Origin of the sequence: Streptomyces flaveolus, assembly GCF_000716535.1 — a bacterium.
Lineage (GTDB): Bacteria > Actinomycetota > Actinomycetes > Streptomycetales > Streptomycetaceae > Streptomyces > Streptomyces flaveolus_A.
Genome location: NZ_JNWV01000019.1, coordinates 38,155 through 57,361, shown reverse-complemented (window position 1 = coordinate 57,361; position 19,207 = coordinate 38,155). Strand labels below are relative to the sequence as shown.

At 72.5% G+C, this 19,207-nt stretch carries 20 protein-coding genes; 9 read left to right on the top strand and 11 right to left on the bottom strand.

Going from position 1 to position 19,207, the window contains the following annotated elements; all coding sequences use genetic code 11:
* Window positions 1-22: 22 nt before the first annotated feature.
* From OO52_RS21025 to zapE, 5 genes are all read right to left on the bottom strand, one after another.
* A complete protein-coding gene (locus OO52_RS21025) occupies window positions 23-847 on the bottom strand; it encodes a slipin family protein (protein WP_030645028.1) in 825 nt (274 codons plus the stop codon).
* A gap of 104 nt (window positions 848-951) precedes the next feature.
* Complete coding sequence (locus OO52_RS21020) at window positions 952-2,430, bottom strand: SulP family inorganic anion transporter (protein WP_030645026.1); 1,479 nt, start codon at window positions 2,428-2,430, stop codon at window positions 952-954.
* Between the two features lie 8 nt (window positions 2,431-2,438).
* A complete protein-coding gene (locus OO52_RS21015) occupies window positions 2,439-3,017 on the bottom strand; it encodes a carbonic anhydrase (RefSeq protein ID WP_030645024.1) in 579 nt (192 codons plus the stop codon).
* Window positions 3,018-3,097: 80 nt separating this feature from the next.
* Complete coding sequence (locus OO52_RS21010) at window positions 3,098-3,496, bottom strand: hypothetical protein (protein ID WP_030645022.1); 399 nt, start codon at window positions 3,494-3,496, stop codon at window positions 3,098-3,100.
* Window positions 3,497-3,693: 197 nt separating this feature from the next.
* Complete coding sequence (gene zapE, locus OO52_RS21005; protein ID WP_030645020.1) at window positions 3,694-4,797, bottom strand: cell division protein ZapE; 1,104 nt, start codon at window positions 4,795-4,797, stop codon at window positions 3,694-3,696.
* Window positions 4,798-4,834: 37 nt separating this feature from the next.
* Between zapE and OO52_RS21000 the strand changes: the two genes are divergently transcribed.
* The 5 genes from OO52_RS21000 to OO52_RS20980 all read left to right on the top strand — a co-directional run bounded on the left by OO52_RS21000 (window position 4,835) and on the right by OO52_RS20980 (window position 9,746).
* Complete coding sequence (locus OO52_RS21000; protein WP_374101800.1) at window positions 4,835-5,770, top strand: pyrimidine reductase family protein; 936 nt, start codon at window positions 4,835-4,837, stop codon at window positions 5,768-5,770.
* Between the two features lie 165 nt (window positions 5,771-5,935).
* The gene (locus OO52_RS20995; protein WP_030645015.1) at window positions 5,936-6,409 is read left to right on the top strand and encodes a hypothetical protein; all 474 of its coding nucleotides are present in this window, start codon (window positions 5,936-5,938) and stop codon (window positions 6,407-6,409) included.
* A 136-nt stretch (window positions 6,410-6,545) separates the two neighbouring features.
* The gene (murC, locus tag OO52_RS20990) at window positions 6,546-7,937 is read left to right on the top strand and encodes a UDP-N-acetylmuramate--L-alanine ligase (protein ID WP_030645013.1); all 1,392 of its coding nucleotides are present in this window, start codon (window positions 6,546-6,548) and stop codon (window positions 7,935-7,937) included.
* Window positions 7,938-7,952: 15 nt separating this feature from the next.
* Window positions 7,953-8,360, top strand: a complete 408-nt coding sequence (gene msrB, locus OO52_RS20985) for a peptide-methionine (R)-S-oxide reductase MsrB (RefSeq protein ID WP_030645011.1) — start codon at window positions 7,953-7,955, stop codon at window positions 8,358-8,360.
* 78 nt (window positions 8,361-8,438) lie between these two features.
* Window positions 8,439-9,746, top strand: a complete 1,308-nt coding sequence (locus OO52_RS20980) for a PP2C family protein-serine/threonine phosphatase (protein WP_234339414.1) — start codon at window positions 8,439-8,441, stop codon at window positions 9,744-9,746.
* A gap of 375 nt (window positions 9,747-10,121) precedes the next feature.
* Here the strand turns inward: OO52_RS20980 and OO52_RS50905 are convergent, their stop codons facing one another.
* Entirely contained in the window at window positions 10,122-10,259 is a 138-nt protein-coding gene (locus OO52_RS50905) for a hypothetical protein (RefSeq protein ID WP_158712534.1), read from the bottom strand.
* A 603-nt stretch (window positions 10,260-10,862) separates the two neighbouring features.
* Window positions 10,863-10,985 (bottom strand): hypothetical protein, encoded by a 123-nt coding sequence (locus tag OO52_RS53995; RefSeq protein ID WP_267885016.1) that lies wholly within the window; start codon window positions 10,983-10,985, stop codon window positions 10,863-10,865.
* Window positions 10,986-11,282: 297 nt separating this feature from the next.
* On the opposite strand from OO52_RS53995, the gene OO52_RS20975 reads away from it, so the two are divergent.
* The 3 genes from OO52_RS20975 to OO52_RS20965 are packed head-to-tail and all read left to right on the top strand — an operon-like array spanning window position 11,283 to window position 13,731.
* Window positions 11,283-12,416 carry an ABC transporter ATP-binding protein gene (locus tag OO52_RS20975; protein WP_030645006.1) on the top strand — a complete coding sequence of 378 codons (1,134 nt, stop codon included), beginning with the start codon at window positions 11,283-11,285 and terminating at the stop codon, window positions 12,414-12,416.
* Complete coding sequence (locus OO52_RS20970; RefSeq protein ID WP_030645004.1) at window positions 12,413-13,066, top strand: ABC transporter permease; 654 nt, start codon at window positions 12,413-12,415, stop codon at window positions 13,064-13,066. Before OO52_RS20975 ends, OO52_RS20970 begins: the two co-directional genes overlap by 4 nt.
* A complete protein-coding gene (locus OO52_RS20965; RefSeq protein WP_030645002.1) occupies window positions 13,063-13,731 on the top strand; it encodes an ABC transporter permease in 669 nt (222 codons plus the stop codon). Before OO52_RS20970 ends, OO52_RS20965 begins: the two co-directional genes overlap by 4 nt.
* A 3-nt stretch (window positions 13,732-13,734) precedes the next feature.
* Here OO52_RS20965 and OO52_RS20960 read toward each other — a convergent pair whose 3' ends face one another.
* From OO52_RS20960 to OO52_RS20945, 4 genes are read right to left on the bottom strand one after another with little or no spacing between them, the layout of a single operon-like run.
* Complete coding sequence (locus OO52_RS20960; protein WP_030645000.1) at window positions 13,735-14,337, bottom strand: GTP-binding protein; 603 nt, start codon at window positions 14,335-14,337, stop codon at window positions 13,735-13,737.
* Window positions 14,324-14,740 carry a DUF742 domain-containing protein gene (locus OO52_RS20955; RefSeq protein WP_030644998.1) on the bottom strand — a complete coding sequence of 139 codons (417 nt, stop codon included), beginning with the start codon at window positions 14,738-14,740 and terminating at the stop codon, window positions 14,324-14,326. Before OO52_RS20955 ends, OO52_RS20960 begins: the two co-directional genes overlap by 14 nt.
* Before the next feature lie 16 nt (window positions 14,741-14,756).
* On the bottom strand, window positions 14,757-15,233 hold the full coding sequence (locus OO52_RS20950; RefSeq protein WP_030644996.1) for a roadblock/LC7 domain-containing protein: 477 nt from the start codon (window positions 15,231-15,233) through the stop codon (window positions 14,757-14,759).
* Window positions 15,230-17,899 (bottom strand): sensor histidine kinase, encoded by a 2,670-nt coding sequence (locus OO52_RS20945; protein ID WP_030644994.1) that lies wholly within the window; start codon window positions 17,897-17,899, stop codon window positions 15,230-15,232. The genes OO52_RS20950 and OO52_RS20945 overlap by 4 nt, the downstream gene beginning before the upstream one ends.
* A 290-nt stretch (window positions 17,900-18,189) precedes the next feature.
* On the opposite strand from OO52_RS20945, the gene OO52_RS20940 reads away from it, so the two are divergent.
* On the top strand, window positions 18,190-19,152 hold the full coding sequence (locus tag OO52_RS20940; protein WP_030644992.1) for an ABC transporter substrate-binding protein: 963 nt from the start codon (window positions 18,190-18,192) through the stop codon (window positions 19,150-19,152).
* The last annotated feature ends 55 nt before the right edge of the window (window positions 19,153-19,207 follow it).

Below are 19,207 nucleotides of genomic sequence, written 5' to 3'. Positions count from 1 at the left end.
CCGGGGTGCCTCGGTGTGCCCGTCAGCCGGGATGCGGTCCGCCGTCGGTGTGCGCCGCGGGCTCCGGGCCCTTCTCCGGCAGCGAGGGCTGCGCGCCCCGCTCCAGGAAGTGCAGCAGCTCCACCGGGATGGGCAGGACAAGGGTGGAGTTCTTCTCGGCCGCCACCGCCATCACCGTCTGCAGCAGCCGGAGCTGGAGCGCGGTCGGCGTGTCGGACATCTGCTGCGCGGCCTCGGCGAGCTTCTTGGAGGCCTGCAGCTCGGCGTCGGCGTTGATGATCCGGGCCCGGCGCTCGCGGTCGGCCTCGGCCTGGCGGGCCATCGACCGCTTCATCGTGTCCGGCAGGGAGACGTCCTTGATCTCGACCCGGTCGACCTGGATGCCCCAGCCCACCGCCGGACTGTCGATCATCAACTCCAGGCCCTGGTTGAGCTTCTCGCGGTTGGACAGCAGATCATCCAGATCGCTCTTGCCGATGATCGACCTGAGGGACGTCTGCGCCATCTGCGACACCGCGAACTTGTAGTCCTCGACCTTGATCAGGGCGCTCGTCGCGTCGACCACCCGGAAGTAGACCACCGCGTCCACCCGGACGGTGACGTTGTCGCGGGTGATGCCCTCCTGGGCCGGGATCGGCAGGGTCACGATCTGCATGTTGATCTTCTGCAGCCGGTCCACGAAGGGGATGATCAGGGTCAGGCCCGGTGCCCGTACGTCCCCCGCCACCCGGCCGAGCCGGAACAGCACACCGCGCTCGTACTGCTTGACCACCCGTGCCGCCATCGCCAGGTACACCACACCGGCGGAGCCCGCCGCCGCCAGGGTCACCAGAAGGTCCTCGACCATGGTGACCTCCTCATCCAGAGGCCGGTTTGTCTGCTGTTGCCACGATAGGCCCGTGGAGCCGGGATGCCGAGAGGTCACGGCGCCCCGGCCCCACGGGCGGGCCGTCACGCGGCCGTGCGCAGCTCCACCGGCGCCGTGCCCGCCGTGCTGTGCCGCGCGGCCCAGTTCTCCAGGGCCGTACGGCAGGCGTGGTCGAGGTGGTGCAGCCCGGACAGGTCGAGCCGGACCGGGCGATCCTGGGGCAGCGACTCCAGGCTGTCGAGGATCTTCGGCAGCCGCAGGAAGGTCGCGTTCCCGGACAGGTGCGCCTCGATCGGCCCGGCGCCCTTGTCCACGATCTCCAGCTTGACGTGCGAGGCCTCCCAGGCGGTCTTCACCACCGCCAGCGCGAGACCGATGAGCACCCCTTCGAACATGCTGACCGCCACGATGGAGACGGCCGTGGCGGCCAGGACCAGCGCCTCGCCGCGGTGCTCGCGCCACAGCACGGTCAGGGCCCGGAGCGGGACGAGCTTGGCGCCCGCGTGGATCAGGATGCCCGCGAGGGCCGGGATCGGGATGTAGGCCAGCACACCGGGCAGCAGCGCCGCGAACAGCAGCAGCCAGACGCCGTGCATGACCCGGGAGGCCTTCGTGCGGGCACCGGCCTGCACATTGGCCGCGCTGCGCACGATCACCGCGGTCATCGGCAGCGCGCCGAGCACCCCGCACACCATGTTGCCGGCGCCCTGGGCGACGAGCTCCTTGTTGTACTGGGTGCGCGGACCGGAGTGCAGCCGGTCCACGGCCGCCGCGCTGAACAGCGACTCGGCAGAGGCGATCAGCGTGAAGGCGACGACCGTGCCCAGCAGCCCGACGCCGGCCAGCTCGCCGAAGGCGCTCAACGGCGGGGGCTGGATCGAGCCGAGCAGGCCCTGCACCTCGACGGTGGCCACCGGCAGGTCCAGCGCGAACGCGGCCAGCGTGGCCAGCCCGACCGCGGCGAGCGGTCCGGGCACCGCCCGCACCTTCGCCGGGGTGTGCTTCCACAGCAGCAGCACCGCGATCGTGCCCGCTGCCACCGCGAGCGAGGCGAGGGCGGCGGTGTCGCCGAGGGCGTCCAGGAACGCGCCGGGCACCCCGGCGATCTTGCCCAGGCCGGAGTCGGGGGCCTTCGCCGCCAGGGCCGGATACAGCTGCCCGGCGATGATCACCAGGCCGATTCCGGCCAGCATGCCCTCGACGACGGAGACGGAGATGGCGCGGAAGTAGCGGCCCAGCCGCAGCAGGCCCATGGTCACCTGGAGCAGTCCGGCCACGAGCACGATCACGCCGAGCACCGGCAGCCCGAACTCCTTGACCGCCTCGAAGACGAGCACGGTCATGCCGGCCGCCGGCCCCGACACCTGAAGGCTGCTGCCGCGCATCAGCCCGGTGACGATGCCGCCCACGATGCCGGTGACCAGGCCGAGTTCGGCCGGCACCCCGGAGGCGACGGCCACGCCGACGCACAGCGGCAGCGCGACCAGGAAGACGACGAGTGAGGCGGCGAAGTCCTGCCGCAGATGGGGGAAACGGGATATGAGGGTGCGGTGGTCGGTCATCGGCGCGCTCACAGGGCCTCGAAGGTGTCGGTCTGCGGGCGGTGCGTCCGTACGGTGCCGGTGTGCACCTCGTAGTACCAGGCGTGCAGGGCCAGTTGCTCCTCCTTCAGCTTGCGCTCGACGCAGGGGTACGAGCGCAGTCGCAGCAGTTGGGTCAGTACGTGGCTCTGCACGCCCTCGGCGACCTCCGGGTCCTCGGGCGCGCCGGCCGGGCGCGGGGTGGCGGACGCCAGCCAGTCGCGCACGGCCGGTACGGCGGTCAGGTCGTCACCGCGCACCAGCGCGCCGACGGCGCCGCAGTGCGAGTGGCCGCAGACCACGATGTCGCGGACGCCGAGCACTTCCACGGCGTACTCGATGGTGGCCGCCTCGCTGGTGGGGTGCTCGGAGGCGTAGGGCGGGACGATGTTGCCCGCGGTGCGCAGCTCGAACAGCTCGCCGGGGCGGGCGCCCGTGATCAGGGCCGGGACGACCCGGGAGTCGGAGCAGGTGATGAACAGCACCTGCGGGGACTGGCCTTCGGCGAGTCTGGCGAACTCCTCAGGGCGCTGTCCGAAGGTACGGGCGTTGTCGATGAGGGGCTGCATGTGTGGGCTCCTCCTGGCGCGCCTGCCTGGCGCGTCGGACTTGAACAACGGTTGTGGGGGGAGAGAGAGCTGCCCGTCCCTCAGCAGCGGAAGACCTGGAGCGCTGCCGGGGTGTGGGCTCTCAACGCTCTCGGGGTGGGGTGGTGCGGTCCGGCGGAGGGCTCCGACGGACCCGTTTCGGCCGTCCGGCCGGATATGAGGGCGCGTTCCTGTGCGCAGCCGGAGGCCGGGCCGCGCTGCCGGTCGCGGACGTGCGGGATGCCCGCGGGGTCACCCGGGCAGCCGGGGGCGCGGACCTTGTCCGCCGCGGCTTCACGCACCGGCAGTGCGGAGGGGGTGGTTCCGGTCTCGGCCTTGGCCAGCACCTGACCGAACGTGTGCGCGGGTGCGAAGGATTGCGCGGGAGCGAAGAGCTGGAAGGCGAACAGTGTCAGGCCGAAGAGGGTGAGCAGGGTCCGAACGCTCGTACCTCGGAACATGAGCCCCCCTCCTCCGCATTCGCGTTTCTTGTCCAGACCAAGGCTTGGTCAATGGATGGTCAAGAAACACGTTAACCCTGCAAAGTCCTTTGCAGGGTTAACTGCGCGTTAAGCGCGCAAGAGAGCGTGAAAAGTGCGGGTGGCGTGGCGTGAACCCGCCCTTGACCCCGCAGGTCTGATCGACTATCAGACAGGCCCTAGGCGCCGACCAGTCCCTTCGCGTCCCGCGCCAGCGCGGTGAGCCGGGATATCGCGCGGAAGTACTTCTTGCGGTAGCCGCCGTTCAGCATCTCCTCGCTGAACAGCCGGTCGAACGGCAGCCCCGAGGCCAGCACCGGGACCTCGCGGTCGTAGAGCCGGTCGGCGAGCACCACCAGGCGCAGCGCCGTCGACTGGTCGGGCACCGGCTTCACACCGGTCAGGCACACCGCCCGCAGCCCGTCGGTCAGCGCGCCGTACCGGCTCGGGTGCACCTTGGCCAGGTGCTCCAGCAGATGCGCGAAGTCGTCCAGCGAGGCGCCCTCGGTGGCGAACGCCGTCTTCATGACCTCCTCGTCCGAGAAGGGTGCCGGGGCCTCGGGCAGGCCGCGGTGACGGTAGTCCTCGCCGTCGATGCGCAGGGTGCGGAAGTGGGCCGACAGGCCCTGGATCTCGCGCAGGAAGTCGGCGGCGGCGAACCGGCCCTCGCCCAGCTTGCCGGGCAGCGTGTTGGAGGTGGCGGCGAGTGCCACGCCCGCCTCGACCAGCTTGCCGAGCAGCGTCGACACCAGGACCGTGTCGCCGGGGTCGTCCAGCTCGAACTCGTCGATGCACAGCAGCCTGTGCCCGGAGAGCGTCCGGACCGTCTGCTGGAAGCCGAGCGCGCCGACCAGGTTGGTCAGCTCCACGAAGGTGCCGAACGCCTTGCGGGACGGGTCGGCCGGGGTGGCGTGCCACAGGGAGGCGAGCAGGTGGGTCTTGCCGACGCCGTAACCGCCGTCCAGGTACACCCCGCGCGGGCCGGCCGGGGTCTTGGGCGCCTTGGCCCGGCCGAAGCCGAAGAGGCCACGCTTGCCGGCGCCGGCGGCGTGCGCCCCGCCGAGCCCGGCCGCGAAGCCCTCCAGCACCCGGACGGCCTCGGTCTGGCTGGGCTGGTTCGGGTCCGGGAGGTACGTGGCGAAGCGGACCGAGTCGAAGCGCGGCGGCGGCACCATCTCGGCTACCAGCCGCTCCGCGGGCACGTGCGGCTCACGGGCGCACAGGGACAGGGGGCCGGCTTCCGGCAACGGGCTGGAACCGGGGGCGGCGGTGGAGGACGACACAGTTCTCCATGCTAAGCGCCGTGTCACACTGCACGGCATGCGACGCCTGTTCCCTGTGACCGAAGAAACAGCAGCCCAGGCCCCCGCGGGGGGTGCTCGGACCGCCGGCCCGGGACCGGAGGGGGAGGTGAGCGCGGCAGGTCGGGGCGGTGCCGCCGACGAGGTCGGTGCCCAGGGCGGCGCCCCGGGCAGCGGGCTCCGCCCGCCCGTCGGGGGGCCCGTCGGGGCCGCCGCGGTCGTGGACCGGGAGTGGAGCCTCGCCGAGCTGGCCGCCGCGTACGCCTACCCGGAGCCCGCGCCGGGCGCCCCGCGGCCGTGGCTGCGGGCCAACATGGTCTCCTCGCTCGACGGCGCCGCCCAGCACGAGGGCCGCTCGCAGCCCATCTCCAGCGCCACCGACATGCGGGTCTTCGGCACGCTGCGGGCGCTCGCGGACGTCGTCGTGGTCGGCGCGGAAACGGTGCGGCAGGAGGGGTACCGGCCCGCCCGCGTGCGGGACGAGTTCGCCGGGGCCCGCGAGGCCGCCGGACAGACCCCGGTCCCGGCGATCGCGATCGTCACCGCGAGCCTGGAGCTGGACTTCACGCTGCCGCTGTTCACCTCGCCCCTGGTGCCCACGCTCATCCTCACCGGCGCGGCCGCGGCCCCCGACCGGATCGCCGCCGCCGAGCGGGCCGGCGCCCAGGTGGTGGTCGCGGGCGAGGGTATGGGCGTGGAGCCCGCTCGCGCGGTCCAGGCGCTGGCCGGCCTCGGCCACACCCGGCTGCTCACCGAGGGCGGACCCCGGCTGCTCGGCCAGCTGATCGCCGCGGAGGTGCTGGACGAGCTGTGCCTGACCGTCTCGCCGACGCTCACGGCGGGGAACGCGCAGCGGATCGCCGGGGGGCCGTCGGTGGCCGTTCCGCACCGGTTCGAACTCGTGTCCCTGCTGGAGGAGGACGGATTTCTGTTCGGTCGTTACTGTCGGTCCTGACGTCACCGTTGGTGCTGACGTCACTGTCAGTCCTGACATCGGCGGAATCGACCGTTCCGGTCCGCTTCCGGCGGGCAGACAAGGTCCGGCAGTACCCGTGCGATCACGGGGAAGGATGGTTTCCGCACGGGCCCTGCCGGGCCCTCCGAGGAGAAGAGGCGCCTGGTGTTCACAAGCGTTCTGATGATCGAGAAGGCCCTGACGTCCGCCGACGTGGAGTTCGTCACCACCTTGCACGGGGACGAGCCCGTCGACTTCCACGTCCTGCTCCAGCCGCGCGGCGAGCAGGCGGACCGGCTGCTGCGGGCCATCGACGACATCGCGCTCGGCGAACTCGACGAGGCGGTGCGCGAAAGGGAGACGCCGGAGGGGCAGGAGGCCCGGAGCATGGGGCGGCAGGCCCTCGACGTGTCGCTCCAGGCGCTGCGCTCCGCGGGCAGCCAGGCGGAGGGGCGGCTGGTCGAGGACCACCCGTTGGACGCGCTGAAGTCGCTGGTGGCCGAGGTGGGCGCCGACGAGGTGATCGTCCTGACGGATCCGCACTACGTGGAGGAGTTCTTCCACCGGGACTGGGCCTCCCGGGCCCGGCACAAGGTGGGGGTGCCGGTGCTGAAGCTGTTCTCGCACAGCAAGGCGTAGGCGCTGCGCGGGGCCGGCCGGCGAGCGCCGTTCGGGTCGCGGTGCGTTCGCGCGGCGCGGGTGCGTGCGAGGCGCCCGGTGCCCGAGCGCATAGGCTAGGCCTGCTCTAGCCCGTACCGTCTCTGGGGAGAAACGCATGGCACCCGGCCTTCCTGACGCCATGGACCGACCGCACTTCATCGGCATCGGCGGCGCCGGGATGTCGGGGATCGCCAAGATCCTGGCCCAGCGCGGGGCCGAGGTGGCCGGCAGCGACGCCAAGGAGTCGGCGACCGCCGAGGCGCTGCGCGCGCTGGGCGCGACCGTGCACATCGGGCACGCCGCCGAGCACCTCGCCGACGATGCCAGCTGCGTCGTCGTGTCCTCGGCGATCCGGAAGGACAACCCCGAGCTGGCCCGCGCCGCCGAGCTGGGCATCCCGGTGGTGCACCGCTCCGACGCACTGGCCGCGCTGATGGAGGGGCTGCGGCCGATCGCCGTGGCGGGCACGCACGGCAAGACCACCACCACGTCCATGCTGGCGGTCTCCCTCACCGAGCTGGGCCTTCAGCCGTCGTACGCCATCGGCGGCGACCTGGACGCGCCCGGCTCCAACGCGCTGCACGGCGACGGCGACATCTTCGTCGCCGAGGCCGACGAATCGGACCGCAGCTTCCACAAGTACGCGCCCGAGGTCGCCATCGTCCTCAACGTCGAGCTGGACCACCACGCCAACTACGCCTCGATCGACGAGATCCACGAGTCCTTCGAGACGTTCGTGGGCCGGATCACCGAGGGCGGCACGCTGGTCGTCTCCGCCGACCACGAGGGCGCCCGCGAGCTGACCCGGCGGGTGCGGGACCGGGACGTGCGGATCGTGACGTACGGCGAGGCGGCCGACGCCGACGTCCGTGTCCTGGCCGTCGTCCCGCAGGGGCTGAAGAGCCAGGTCACCGTGGTGCTGGCCGGGCAGGAGCTGACCTTCGGGGTGTCCGTGCCGGGCCGGCACTACGCCCTGAACGCGGTCGCCGCGCTCGCCGCCGGCGCCGCCCTCGGCATCCCGGCCGCCCGGCTGGCGCCCGCGCTCGCCGCCTACACCGGCGTCAAGCGGCGCCTCCAGCTCAAGGGCGAGGCGGCCGGCGTCCAGGTGATCGACTCCTACGCCCACCACCCGACCGAGATGACCGCCGACCTGGAGGCCATGCGCGCCGCCGCCGGTGACGCCCGCATCCTCGTCGTCTTCCAGCCGCACCTCTTCTCCCGCACCCAGGAGCTGGGCAAGGAGATGGGGCAGGCGCTGGCCCTCGCCGACGCCTCGCTGGTCCTCGACATCTACCCGGCCCGCGAGGACCCGATCCCCGGCGTCACCAGCGAGCTGATCATCGAGGCCGCGCGCGCGGCCGGCGCCGACGTCACCGCCGTGTCCGACAAGGCGGAGATCCCCGCCGCGGTCGCGGGAATGGCGAAGCCCGGTGATCTCGTTCTCACCATGGGCGCGGGCGACGTGACCGACCTGGGCCCGCTGATCCTGGACCGCCTGTCGCAGTAAAGGGGCTGAGAACTGATGTCGTACGACGTCGAGAAGCCGGACGAGCAGTGGCGCGAGGAGCTGACCCCCGCCGAGTACGCCGTGCTGCGCCAGGCCGCCACCGAGCCGGCCTTCACCGGTGAGTACACGGACACCAAGACCAAGGGCGTCTACTCCTGTCGGGCCTGCGGCGCCGAGCTGTTCACCTCCGACACCAAATTCGAGTCGCACTGCGGCTGGCCGTCCTTCTACGACCCGAAGGACACCGACGCCGTGGAGCTGGTCCAGGACCGCTCCCACGGCATGGTCCGCACCGAGGTGCGGTGTGCGCGCTGCGGCTCCCACCTCGGGCACGTCTTCGAGGGCGAGGGGTACCCGACCCCCACCGACCAGCGGTACTGCATCAACTCCATCTCCCTGCGGCTGGAGCCCCAGGAGGGCTGAGGCCGCCGCCGGATCGCCGGGGCGGCCGGGGCTGGTGCCCCGGTCGCCCCGGTTTGAGATTCTGTGAGGGTGTTGGGTGTGGCGCGGTGGATCCGGTCCCGTCGCAGGCCCCAGCCCGTCGAGCGAGCCCGCCGCCAAGGCGGCGGCGGCCCCGGCGAGGCCGAGCAGCCCGTGCGGGCCGGCGCGCGGCTGGCCGACCTGCGGGAGACCCTGGCCAGGATCGGCACGACCCTCGACGCGGCCACCACCCACACCGAGCTGACCCGCGCCGCCGTACGGCTGGCCGGGGGAGCCGCCGCCGTGATGTGCCGCACCCCGGACACCGTGTCCGGGTACGACGCGATCACCGGGGACGCCGAGCTGCTGCCCGACGTCCGGTGGGCCGCCGCGGCGGCCCACGAGGCGCACGTCCCGTCCGCCGGTGCGCCACCGGAACCCTGGCTGGAGTACGCGGGCACCACCCGCGGTGCCGGTCTGTGCGCCCCGCTGACCAGCGGGGACGAGGTGTACGGCGTCCTGGTCTGGGCGCGGCCCGGAGGAGCGCTGCGGCGTGCGGAGGCCGAACTGCTCGCCCTGCTCGCCGAGCGCGCCGCCTCCCACCTGCGGCACGCCCGGGTCCACGAGCAGGTCAGCCGAACCGCCGGTGATCTCCAGCGTGCCCTGCTGGCCGAGCCCGGCCGGCCGCACCCCAACCTGGACGTCGCCATCCGCTACCTGCCGGTGGGCATGAGCACCCTGGTCGGCGGCGACTGGTGCGAGACCGTCCGGCTGCACTTCGGCCGGACCCTGCTGGTCGTCGGCGACGTCATGGGGCACGGCCTGGAATCCGCCGTCGACATGAGCGCCTACCGTTCCTCCCTGCGCTACATCGCCTCCGCCGACCTCCCCCCGCACCGGGTGCTGCGGCAGATGGACGACATCGCCTCCGGGGAGGCCGAGCGCAGGCCGGCGACCTGTCTGCTCGCCCGCGTCGACCCCGGCCGGGGCCAGGTCACGCTCGCCAGCGCCGGCCATCTGCCGCCCGCGCTGATCGACCAGGACGGCGCGACCAGCCTGCTGCCCGTGCCGGTCGGGCCACCGCTGGGCACCGGGCTCGGCGGGTACGAGTCGGCCACGCACCGGCTGGCGCCCGGCCAGACGCTCGTGGCGTTCACCGACGGGCTCGTGGAACACCGCGGCGAGGACATCGACCGCTCCCTGGCCCGACTGGCCGCCCTGCGCTTCACCGCGGGGGACGCCCTCGACGCGGTCCTGGACACGATCCTCAGCCGCCTGGAGGCCCGCCACGCCGAAGACGACGTCGCGATCCTGGCGGCCCGCCCGCATACGAGGCAAGGGGGGTTCGGCGGCGGTGGGGACGGGGGTGCGGAGGCGACGGTCGGCTGACCGGGGTGGGGGGTAAGCGGGTCACGGCTCGATGGGCGGGTCGATGGCGACCCCGATCGCCGACTGGGAGGCGGGGCACCGGCTGGGGGCGCGTCGGCGGGTTTCCTGCGTCCGGTCTGCTCGCCGGGGTCCACCTGTGCCCGCGTCCCGCTGCGCGCGCCCCGTGTCCGTCGACTGGTCCGTGCCCGGTGGTCGGAGCCGTGTGTCCCGCGCGTTCGGTGCGCGTCACCGGCTGGGGGCGCGTCGGCGGGTTTCCTGCGTCCGGTCTGCTCGCCGGGGTCCACCTGTGCCCGCGTCTCGCTCCGCGCGCCCCGTGTCCGTCGACTGGTCCGTGCCCGGTGGTCGGAGCCGTGTGTCCCGCGCGTTCGGTACGCGTCACCGGCGGCGTGCGCCCGAGCCCTTGCGGAATCGTTCGATGACCGTGTGGCCGAGGCTCGCGCGGACCGGGTGGGTCTGTTCGTCGAAGCGGTCGAACGGTTCCGGCAGGTGGACGTCCACGGTGGACTCCGCCAACTCCGCTCGGCACGCTCCTGCCCCCGCCGCCAGGCGACCGGGCTCGCGCCCGCCCCGGCGACGGCGGCCGGCCACCGCACCACGCCCAGCAGCACGTACAGCCCCGCCCGGCCGCCGAGCCGCATCGCCTCGTCCAGCCGCTGCCGGGTGATGTCCGGCAGCAGCAGCCATAACCGGGGCCAGGTCCCCGGTCCAGGTCGGGCACTCCGGCCGGACAGGGCCAACGCATTGCGCTCGACCTCCTGCTCGGCCGGCGCGTCGGTGCCCCGGGCCACCGCGCAGACCGCGTCCAGGCCGTCCCAGGCGCGCTGTCGGCGCTCGGTCAGGCGGCGGGCCATTGGGTGCAGCGGACGCGGCCAATCGCCGGTCAGGACACGTTCGTACGGCCCCGCCAACGCGTCGGCGACCAGTACCCCGAGCAGCAGCACCGCTGTCCGGGTGGAGCCCGGTCCGCCGGCGGTCAGGGCCCGCAGCCGGCCGCGTGACACCGGTGGCCGCGAGCGCGGTGAACACCACCCCCGGCAGCACCAGCGCCGCCGCCCAGCGCTCGGCCGGCTTCCGGCCGGCGTCCGTGACGAGCCCCGTGAGCACCGGCCGCCCCGCTCAGCTCTCGTCGTCGAAACGCAGGGCCACGTCGAACACCTCGCACACCGGCAACTCCTGGTCCGGTGGCCGTCGTTCACGCCGGGCGCAGACCCCGCTCGGGCAGACGTGCGCCCCGGGCACGGTGTGCGGCTCGTCGTCGGCGACGGCGGTCGGCCTGCTCGACGATCCTCCGCCCTGCCGCCCCGGCCGGGCGGCAGGGGCAACTGGCCACGCAGAAGAGCCAGTTACCCGTCATGATCATCAAGTGACGGCACGTCACCCACGGTGGTCGGACGCCCCGGTGCTGGTGGTACCCCGGTTCCCGCCGGCGGTCGGCCGCGCGGAGCGAACGCTCTCCCGCCAAAATGCCGAAACACTCGCGGTCTAGACTCTCCCCGCATCAGCCCAGGATCGGTCGCCCGAAGGGTACGCGGCGTTTTGATACGGATAGATTCAGTCACGAAGCGGTATCCCGACGGCACGGTCGCGGTCGACCGGTTGTCGTTGGACATACCGGACCGCGCGATCACCGTCCTTGTCGGGCCCTCGGGCTGCGGCAAGACGACGACCCTGCGGATGATCAACCGGATGGTGGAGCCCAGCGAGGGCAGCATCCTCCTCGACGGCCAGGACATCCGGCAGCAGCCGGTCAACACCCTGCGCCGTTCGATGGGCTACGTCATCCAGAACGCCGGGCTCTTCCAGCACCGCACCATCCTCGACAACATCGCCACCGTCCCCCGCCTGCTCGGCTGGACCAAGCAGAAGGCCCGGGCCCGGGCCGCCGAGCTGATGGAACGGGTGGGCCTCGACTCCGCGCTGGCCAAGCGGTACCCGTACCAGCTCTCCGGCGGCCAGCAGCAGCGCGTCGGCGTGGCCCGCGCCCTCGCGGCCGATCCGCCGGTGCTGCTGATGGACGAGCCGTTCTCCGCCGTCGACCCCATCGTCCGCAAGGGACTCCAGGACGAACTCCTGCGCATCCAGGACGAGCTGGGCAAGACCATCGTCTTCGTCACGCACGACATCGACGAGGCGATCAAACTGGGCACGAAGGTCGCCGTGCTGCGCACCGGCGGCCGGCTCGCCCAGTTCGCTCCGCCCGCCGAACTGCTCAGCGCGCCCGCCGACTCCTTCGTGGAGGACTTCCTCGGCGCCGACCGCGGCATCCGCCGGCTTTCCTTCTTCCCGTCCGCCGGGCTGGAGTTGCAGACCGCGCCGGTCGTCCCGATCGACGCCGACGCCGGCAAGCTCGCCTCCCGGGCGGCCACGGCCCCCTATCTCCTCGTCACCGACCTCGACGGCAGGCCGCTCGGCTGGAGCGAGCCGGACCGGCTCACCGCGGGCGCCATCGACCGGGACCGCCTCCTCGACCACGGCCGGCCGTTCGTCCCCGGCACCGACTCGCTGCGCACCGCGCTCGACGGGGCCGTGCTCTCGCCGACCGGCTGGGCCGTCGCGGTGGACGGCGAGGGGCGCGCGGTCGGTGTCGTCTCCCAGCAGGTCATCGGCGAGGCGATCCGCGCCGCCCACAGCGAGGTGGCGGAGCACGCCGACGCGAAGGCCGGGCGATGAGCGGCTTCTTCGACCTCCCGAGCGACCTCCAGCACAGCTACCTCGGCCTCATCGGGCTGCATTTGCGCGAGGCCCTGCTGCCGGTGCTCGCCGGACTGCTCGTCTCCCTGCCGATCGCACAGCTGTGCGTGCGCTTCCGCTGGATCTACCCGCCCGTCCTCGGGATCACCACCGTCCTCTACGCCATCCCCTCGCTCGCCTTCTTCGTCGTCCTCATCGACTACTTCGGGCAGAGCGAGACGACGGTGATGATCCCGCTCGCGCTCTACAGCCTGGTGGTGCTCGTCCCCGCGATCGTGGACGGCGTCCGTTCGGTGCCGCCGGAGACCCTGGCCGCCGCCCAGGCCATGGGCCTCGGGGCCGTACGCCGGTACTTCCAGGTCCAGTTGCCCATCGCCGTGCCCGCCATCATCGCCGGCCTCAGGGTGGCCGCCGTTTCCAGCATCTCCCTGGTCAGCGTCGGCATGCTCATCGGCAACCAGGGCGCCCTCGGCAACATGCTGTGGAACGCCCAGACCTACCACCGGCCCGCCCTGGCCGTGAACTCGGTGCTGACCATCGGAGTGCTGGGCATCCTCGTCGACGCCGCTCTGGTCGTCGTACGCCTCCTGCTCACCCCCTGGATGCCGCGGAAGGGGGCCACCAGGTGAACGTCCTGAACTTCGCGCAGACCTTCTTCAGCGACAGCGCCCACTGGCACGGCTACGACGGCATCCCCAGCCGGTTCGTCGAGCACATCCAGTACTCGCTGGAAGCCCTGTTGTTCGCCGCCGCGATCGGGCTGCCCATCGGCCTGCTCACCGGCCACACCGGCCGTGGCGGCAACGCCCTCGCGCTCGTCGCCACCGCCGGCCGGGCGCTGCCCAGCTTCGGCCTGCTGGTGCTGATGTTCATCTGGCTCGGCCTCGGCATGCTGCCGGTGATGATCCCGCTCGTCGTGCTCGCCGTACCGCCGATCCTGGTCACCACCTACGAGGCGATCCGCTCCGTCGACCCCTCCCCGGTCGACGCGGCCCGGGGCATGGGGATGTCCGAGGCGCGCGTGCTGCTCCAGGTCGAGGTCCCGGTCGCGCTCCCGCTGATCCTCAGCGGCCTGCGCACCGCGGCCATCCAGATCGTCTCCACCGCCACCATCGCCGCCTACGTCAGCTTCGGCGGCCTCGGCCGCTACATCATCGACGGCCTCTACCAGAGGAACTACGAGAAGGTCATCGGGGGCGCCACCCTCGTCGCCGGCCTCGCCCTCGCGACCCTCGCCGTGTTCTGGGCGGCGTCCCGGCTCACGGTGTCGCCGGGGGTGCGCCGCAGCGCCTGACGGTCACTGCTCGGTGCGGGCCAGCGCGAGTTCGAGTACGACGAGCAGCGCGTCCCGCACCGAGCCCCGCTCCCGGGCGTCGAACACCACGACCGGCACGCCGTCGGAGACGTCCAGCGCCCAGCGGACGTCCTCCAGCGAGTGCTCCACCCGGCCGTCGAAGGCGTTCACCGCGACGGCGAACGGGATGCCCTTGTGCTCGAAGTAGTCCACGGCCGCGTAGCAGTCGTCCAGCCGGCGGGTGTCGACGATGACGAGCCCGCCGACCGCGCCCTCCACGATGTCGTCCCACATGAACCCGAACCGCTCCTGCCCGGGCGTGCCGAACAGGTACAGCTTCAGCGTCGGGTCGATGGTGATGCAGCCGAAGTCCATCGCGACGGTCGTCGTGGTCTTGCGCGGGGTGTGCGTCAGGTCGTCCACACCGGCCGCGACCTCGGTGATCGACGCCTCCGTGGTCAGCGGCTCGATCTCCGAGATCGCGCCGACGGCCGTGGTCTTGCCCACGCCGAAACCGCCCGCGATCACCATCTTCACCGGCAGCGGCGGCCGCACCGCCGCGGGCGCGGCCGGGCCCCGGGCCAGGAGCGGTTCAGTCGGTGTCACTCGGTACCCCTCGGGAGTCGGGGATGGCCCGCAGGCCATCGATAACCCTGCGCAGGACGGACGCGTCGTGGGTGGCCTCGGCGTCCGGCACGTACACCGCCAGCTGGCCCGCCTCGCGCAGGTCTTCGGCCAGGACGCGGACCACGTTGAGATGCAGCCGCAGCCGGGCCGCGAGTTCCGCGAGGGACTGCGGCAGCCGGCATGCGGCAACGATGTCGTGCTGCTCGAAGGAGAGCCGGCCGAGCGCGTCGAGACCGTCGGCGGTGGACACCACCTGGGTCTCCACGGGCAGCGCCCGGCCGGAGGCGGCGTCCGCGACCCGGCCGGCGGTGACCAGGTACGGCCGTACGGCGGGGGCGGGGCCGACCCGGTCCGGGCCCGGGGGCGCGATGCCGTCCGCCATGGGAACCTTCTCCTCCTCAGCGGGCCGCCGCCGCGCCCACGCTGTTCTTCAGCTCCAGCACGAGCTGCGGGCTAAGCGCGGCACCGGCGCGGTTGGCGAACAGCGTCATCTCGTAGGCGATGTTGCCGAGCTTCGCCTCCTTGTCGGTGACGACGCCGAGCACGGCGCCGCTGCCGATCGCGGAGACGATGACGTGGCCGCCCTCCAGATCGATGATGACCTTGTTCAGTCCGCCGAGGCCGTAGTTGCCGGAGGCGCCCGCGGCCAGGCTGGTCATGCCGGACACGATCGCCGCGAGCCGCTCGGAGTCGGCGTGCTCGCGCAACTGTGACACCGCGATCAGCAGGCCGTCGGAGGACACGGCGATGGCGTCGACGACGCCGGCGGTCTCGGTCGCGAAGCGGTTCAGCAGCCAGGTGAAGTCGGCCGCGGCTGCCTGCAGGTCGGTCGGCGTGGTGCCGCCCGTCGGGCTGTCACCTGTCGACGTGCTCACTGCTCGGCTCCTTCCGGAAGGTGGTTCGGGTCGTGCGGCGGGGTGGTCGGGGGTGTGGGGGTGGTGGCCGCGGGCGTGGGGTGCGTGCGGGTGGGGTGCGGTGGGGGGTCGGTGGCCGGGGTGTCGTCGGCGTGGGGCGGTGTGTCGTCGGGGTGGGGTGAGCGTGTTGCTCCGGCGGTGCTGTCGGGGTGGGCCTGGCGCGACGCCGTCGTCCCGCCCGGGCGCGTTGCCGTGGCCGTGCCGCTCGCGTGAGGGGCCGTACCGGTGCTCTCGGGACGGGCGAAGCTGCCCGTGTCGCTGTCCCGTCGGGCGCGTTCCACCGCGTCCTCGAACTCCTCCAGCGCGCTGCGGACCGCCTCGGCGTCCAGCGCTTGTACGGTCTTCGGCACCGTCGGCGCGGCGCCTGCGGTGGTGCGCAGCGTGGCCCCGCGCACCCGGCGGCGCAGCGGGCGCGCGGTGTGTTCGGCGTCGCCCGGGGTCCGTTCCCCGGAAGGAGCCGGCGCGTCGGTGCTCCGCGGTGCGCGGCGGGGGATACGGCGGGGGAGCGGGCCGTCGTGTTCCGCGCGGGCGGGCTCGTCCCGGGAGGCGCCGTCGGCCGGTGCCTTCTCGTGGGCGGTGTCCTGCGGCAGCGCGCCCCGCGCGGGCACCGGCCCGGACACCCCGGCCGCCGGCGCGGGCTCCGCGGTCACCGGAGCCTCCGCCCCCGCGCCCGGCCCGAGCAGCAGCGAGGCCGGCAGCGTCACCTCGGCCGTCACACCGCCGCCCGGAGTGCGGGTCAGCTCGACCCCGATCTCCCAGCGGCGGGCCAGCGCGCCCACCACGAACAGGCCCAGCACCTTGGTCGGCACCAGGTCCAGCCGTTCCCGGCGGATCAGCCGGGCGTTCTCCTCGGCGAGCCGCTCGGCGCTCATGCCGAGGCCGTGGTCGGTGATCACGACGTGCGTGCCCTCGGCGCCGGAGCGGACGGTGACCTCGACGGGGCTGCCCTCGGGTGAGAACGACACCGCGTTCTCCAGGAGTTCGGCCACCATCAGCGTGAGGTCACCGATGATGTCCGGCTCGACCAGGGCGTCCGACGCGGCGTACAGCCGTACCCGCTGGTAGCCCTCGATCTGCCCGAGCGCGGCCCGTACGACGGTGGACAGCGCCGTCGGACCCGCGTCCAGCACCGTCTCGCGGATGCCGGCCAGCAGCATCAGGCTGTCGGCGTTGCGGCGCAGGCGGACGGCGATGTGGTCGATGGAGTAGAGCCGTTCCAGCAGCGCCGGGTCGGTCTCCCCCCGCTCGACCGCGTCGATCAGCGCGAGTTGCCGGGTGGTCAGGTTGCTGACGCGGCGGCCCACGTTGCCGAACATCTCGGCGGTGTTGCGCCGGCTGAGCACCTGGCGTTCCAGCAGCGCGGCTGCGGTGGTCTGCACCCGGTTGAAGGCCTCCGCCAGGTCGCCGATCTCGTCGCGGGCCGTGACCGGCATGTCCCGCAGGAGGGGCGGCCCGTCGTCCTCGGCGTCGTCGTCGGCCACCCGGGCCAGTTCCCGCCCGGCGACCTCGGCGACCTCCCGCGCGGCTCCGGTGAGTGCCTGCACGGGCCGGACCACCGAGCGGCGCACCAGCACCGCGAAGGCGATCCACAGCGCGAAGGCGATCAGGGCGCCGCTCAGCAGCAGTCCGGCCCGCCACCGGGCGCCGTCGGCGGCGTTGTCGGCCCGGTCGGCGATCTGGCCGATCAGCGCGGTGGTGATCTTCAGCCGCGCGGCGGCCTGCTGGGGATAGGCGGGGTAGTCGGTCAGCGCGTCCTGCACCGCCAGCCGCAGCCGCTCCCGGTCGTTCGTCTCCAACCGGCCGATGCCGACCTGGAGCTCCGCGTACGCCTCGGCGATCTCGCGCTGTGCCTGTGTGTGTTCGATGCCGGAGAACCGTTCGGCCTGCGCCTCGGTGGCGAACCGGCCGAAGCGTTCAGCCTGGTGGGTGTACAGCTCGTACGCGCCCACCGCGCTGGTGAACTCGATCTGGGCGTTGGTGTCGCCCGTCGTGGCGGCGAACACGTTGGTCTCGAAGGCGCCGTGGGCGGCGTCCGCGCGCAGCAGGGAGTCCAGCAGGCTGCCGGTGAAGGTCTCGGCGAGGTCCGCGTCGCGGTCGAGGCCGAGGCCGTCGATCAGGCTCTGCGCGGCGCCCGCGTAGGCCGGGTCGATGTTGTCGGCGGGCAGGTACGACTGCTCCACCGAGGTGCGCAGGCTGGTGAGGCCCTCGACCCCGCGCAGGGCCTGCGCCTCGCTCTCCGGCAGCCGGTCCCCGAAGGCCTCGCGCACCTTCGCCACCTGGGAGTCGACCGCGCGCTGCGCCGCGCGGTAGGCGGACGTCGACGGCTTGTCGTCCCCGGACTCGTAGCGCGTCGAGAGCAGGATGGCCTGCTGGTGCTCGGCCTCCACCCGGTCCACCAGCCGCGCCACCTGTGCGCTGTCGCGCACCAGCCGGGCCGCCGAGGCGGCGCTGGACGACTGCCGCACCAGATCGGTGAAGAGGTACGCCAGCAGAACCGCGATGACCGCGAGGGGGATGCCGACGAGCAGATTGAGCTTGCGCCGGAAGGGCCAGCGGTCGGCGAAACCCCGTGCTCCGCCCCGCGTGGGGGCGTGCCGGGCGGGCGCGTCCACCTGGTTCGTGGACACCGGGCCTCCTTCATGGGTGTCTTGTCCGAAGGGAGCCGTCACTCCCGGACCTGGGGGCTGCGTCACCCCCGGAACGCCTGCGTCACGACACCGAAGCGGGCCCCGCGCACCGCTGTGGTCGATACCAACTCGGGTGAGACTACAGCCCTCTTGAGGTGCGGATCAGCTCACCTTTCATCAAGAATCCGTTACAAAGAGACCGCTCTGCGTGCACGAGTGACCGCAGATCGAGGCCAATCGGTGATCTGATGCCCTTGACTGACCGAGAACCGGCTGGATTGGATCAGCGCGTGACATACAAGACCCACATCAGCAGGTCCATCCGGAGGAACCGAGGCGTGGCGGCGGTCGCCCTCGCGGCGGCGACGGCTCTGCTGGCGGGCTGTTCCTCCAACGACGGCAAGGCCGACAACCCGCTGTCGGACGACAGCAAGGCCAGCGGCGACACCGTTGTCGTCGGATCCAACAACTTCCCCGAGAGCACCCTGCTCGCCGACATCTACGGCGAGGCGCTCAAGGCCAAGGGGATCAAGGTCACGTACAAGCCGAACATCGGCAGCCGCGAGACCACCTACGGTCTGATCAAGAACGGTTCCATATCGGTCCTGCCCGAGTACAACGGCGCGCTGCTGGCCTACCTCGACCCGAAGGCCGCCCCGAAGAGCCTCGCGGAGACCACGGACGCCATCAACGCCAAGCTGGACTCCAAGCTCACGCTGCTGAACCCGGCGCCGGCGCAGGACAAGGACTCGATCACGGTCAACGCGGCCACCGCGAAGAAGTACCACCTCACCGAGAAGTCCTCCATCGCCGACCTGAAGGACATCGCCAAGGACCTGGTCATCGGTGCCTCGCCGGAGTTCCAGACCCGGCAGCAGGGTCTGGTGGGCCTGAAGTCCGTCTACGGCCTGGAGTTCAAGTCCTTCAAGGCGCTGGACGCGGGCGGTCCGCTCACGCTGGCGGCGCTGAAGAAGGACGCCGTGCAGGCCGGGGACATCTTCACCACGGACCCGAACATCGCCAAGGAGAAGTTCGTCGTCCTGCAGGACCCGAAGAACCTGTTCGGCTTCGAGAACGTCCAGCCGCTCACCTACAAGGGCGCGCTGTCCAAGGAGGGCGTCGACGCGCTCAACGCCGTCTCCGCCAAGCTCGACACCGCGGCCCTGCTGGACCTGGACACCCAGGTGCAGGCCCAGAACAAGGACCCGCTGGACGTCGCGAAGGCGTGGCTGAAGTCGGCGGGACTGAGCTGAGGCCCCACCGCTCGACAGGGGCGGGAGAGCTGTCCCGGCCGACGGGACAGTTGTC

Bases quoted from the DNA above. Each gene is read 5' to 3' on its own strand.
- OO52_RS20970 (WP_030645004.1), top strand. From the start codon at position 12,413: ATGAGCGGCTTCTTCGACCTCCCGAGCGACCTCCAGCACAGCTACCTC.
- OO52_RS21025 (WP_030645028.1), bottom strand. From the start codon at position 847: ATGGTCGAGGACCTTCTGGTGACCCTGGCGGCGGCGGGCTCCGCCGGT.
- OO52_RS21015 (WP_030645024.1), bottom strand. From the start codon at position 3,017: ATGCAGCCCCTCATCGACAACGCCCGTACCTTCGGACAGCGCCCTGAG.
- OO52_RS20955 (WP_030644998.1), bottom strand. From the start codon at position 14,740: ATGGCGGACGGCATCGCGCCCCCGGGCCCGGACCGGGTCGGCCCCGCC.
- OO52_RS21010 (WP_030645022.1), bottom strand. From the start codon at position 3,496: ATGTTCCGAGGTACGAGCGTTCGGACCCTGCTCACCCTCTTCGGCCTG.
- OO52_RS21000 (WP_374101800.1), top strand. From the start codon at position 4,835: ATGCGACGCCTGTTCCCTGTGACCGAAGAAACAGCAGCCCAGGCCCCC.
- OO52_RS21020 (WP_030645026.1), bottom strand. From the start codon at position 2,430: ATGACCGACCACCGCACCCTCATATCCCGTTTCCCCCATCTGCGGCAG.
- msrB (WP_030645011.1), top strand. From the start codon at position 7,953: ATGTCGTACGACGTCGAGAAGCCGGACGAGCAGTGGCGCGAGGAGCTG.
- murC (WP_030645013.1), top strand. From the start codon at position 6,546: ATGGCACCCGGCCTTCCTGACGCCATGGACCGACCGCACTTCATCGGC.